1 protein-coding gene is annotated in these 2,615 nt (G+C 45.0%); it reads left to right on the top strand.

Annotated features, from left to right (window positions below; all coding sequences use genetic code 11):
* The first annotated feature begins 697 nt into the window (after positions 1 to 697).
* A complete protein-coding gene (locus D5269_RS17355) occupies positions 698 to 2,491 on the top strand; it encodes a reverse transcriptase domain-containing protein (RefSeq protein ID WP_120487321.1) in 1,794 nt (597 codons plus the stop codon).
* Positions 2,492 to 2,615: the final 124 nt, after the last annotated feature.

The following is a 2,615-nucleotide window of genomic DNA, read 5'->3' as shown; positions in this document are numbered from 1 at the left end:
GACATGTTGCGCCCAGATAGGGTGTAATAAGGAGTTGACTAAGGCACAACCCCGTAAGATAGCGCGGGAAACGGCCTGCCTGACCGAAAGGCGAAAGCTGACACGGGACTACAGCATGGCAGGGAAGCGGTAAGTTGTCCTATACACAAGGGCACGACTGAACTGCAACGTTAAGCGGATATGAGGATAAACCTACAGAATGTATAAAGCGAGTTTCAAGTTCCCGTTTAGCCCGGGCGGAGGAATGTGTATGTACCTGTCGAATAGTGACAGTATCAACCTCCGGCATGAATAACATTACATATCCATGTCGTGTAATGGGTTATCAACAAATTCATAAGATAAGCCAGAGAACTGGTTTAACGAAACGAAAGCATATCCGACAATCCGCATTTGCCTACTTATTACACTAACTGGGGATTGCCTAAGTTGGAACGTCTGAAAAGACTATGCGAAATGCCGTAAGGTGATAAATTCCAAGCCCGCGAGGGTAAGGGAGATGACGCTGAATATCCAATAAGGCAACGGAGTTCTCATAGTATCCAAGGTGTTGCTGTAATGGTTCAACACACAGGCAGACTTCGTGTGCTGCTGGTTCGATTACCGCTGAAAGGGCGACCAAGTATGCGGGAGAACAGGAAAAGGAGAACAGTCATTGGCTCTAAAATCAAAAGTGCGATTAGGGAGGAATACCTCAATGCAACCAACGACAGCGATTTTAGATAGAATTATGCGAAATTCAAGGAAAAACAATGAGGAAATCTTCACAAGACTATACCGTTATATGCTAAGACCCGACCTGTACTATCTTGCGTACAACAAACTTTACAGGAATAAAGGAGCGGCAACAAAAGGCGTGGACGACGACACAGCGGATGGGTTCAGCGAAGAAAAAATCAACAGAATCATACAATCTTTGGCTGATGAAACCTATATGCCGAAGCCTGTGCGCCGCGAATATATTCCGAAGAAGCGCAGCAGTACAAAAAAACGTCCTCTCGGACTTCCATCCTTTACGGATAAGCTCGTTCAGGAAGTGTTGAGAATGATATTGGAAGCAGTCTATGAGCCGACATTTTCAGATTTTTCATATGGTTTTCGTCCTCACAGAGATTGCCACACGGCCCTGAAGGCTCTGAAGAAGGAATTTACGGGCGTATCGTGGTTCATAGAAGGCGACATTAAGGGGTGCTTTGACAATATCGACCACCAGGTACTCGTTGGTGTTATCAGCTCCAAAATCAAGGACGCGCGGCTGATAAAGCTCATTTGGAAGTTTCTTAAAGCGGGATATATGGAGGATTGGAAGTATCATACTACATACTCCGGCTGTCCCCAAGGCGGCATCATATCGCCGCTGCTCTCCAATATATACCTGAATGAGCTTGACAAGTTTGCAGAAAAGGTTGCAAGGGCGTTTTACAAGCCGAGAGATAGAGTTCGCACTCCCGAATATGCCAAAATCCAGTGCAAAAAGGACTATGCGCAAAAATTGCTGAAAACGGCGACGGGGCAGAAAAAAGTCGAACTCTTGAAAAGAGTGAAATCCTTAAAATCCGAGTTGCGCAAAGTCCCCTGCTCCTCCAAAACGGACAAAGTGATGAAATATATCCGCTATGCAGATGACTTCATCATTGGAGTTAAGGGTGATAAATCGGACTGTGAACACATAAAACGGCAGTTTTCGGACTTTATCAGTGAACATCTCAAAATGGAATTGTCCGAAGAAAAAACACTGATAACGCACAGCAACCAATACGCAAGATTTCTGGGTTACGATGTTCGAGTAAGACGGGACGGTAAAGTAAAGCCCACCGACAGATGCTTAAAGCGCACATTGAATTATACTGTGGAACTGAATGTACCGTTCGCGGATAAAATCATGCCGTTCCTATTCGACAAAGCAATCATTAAGCAAACGCATGACGGTAAAATCGAGTACATAGCAAGAAAGTATCTTTACAGATGTACGAATTTAGAAATCATAGATACGTACAACTCCGAACTCAGAGGTATTTGCAATTACTACAGCATTGCCAGCAACTTCACAAGTCTGAACTATTTCGCTTATCTTATGGAGTATAGCTGTCTGAAAACCCTTGCGGGCAAACACAAAAGCACCAGCAGAAAAATCAGGGAACAGTTCCGCACCGGCAGCGGTGACTGGGGCATCCCGTATAACACCGCCAAGGGACAACAGAAATACCGGACTTTCGCAAAGTATATGGACTGTAAAGACAGTGATCGTTTCAACGACGTGATTGTTGAGTACGCAATCAGACACGCAGGAACCAGGACTACCCTCGAAAAGAGATTGTCTGCGGGAATCTGCGAGTTATGCGGGAAAACGAATACTCCTCTTGCTATGCACCATGTAAACAAAGTGAAGAACCTCAAAGGAAAACAGCAATGGGAAATTGTAATGATAGCCAAAAGGCGGAAAACATTAGCCGTATGCAAAGACTGTCATTATAAAATCCATCACCCTTGAATTTCCATAGTTTGAAACAATGATGGCGAGCCGGATACATCGAGAGGTGTAAGTCCGGTTCTGGGAGGGGTCTGGGCAAACCTGCCGCAGTAATGCGGTAAGGCGGCTCTTTCCTACTCTACGA

It is taken from the genome of Anaerotruncus sp. 1XD42-93 (genome assembly GCF_009917605.1).
GTDB lineage: Bacteria > Bacillota > Clostridia > Oscillospirales > Ruminococcaceae > Anaerotruncus.
This window is presented reverse-complemented; position numbering and strand designations above follow the sequence as displayed.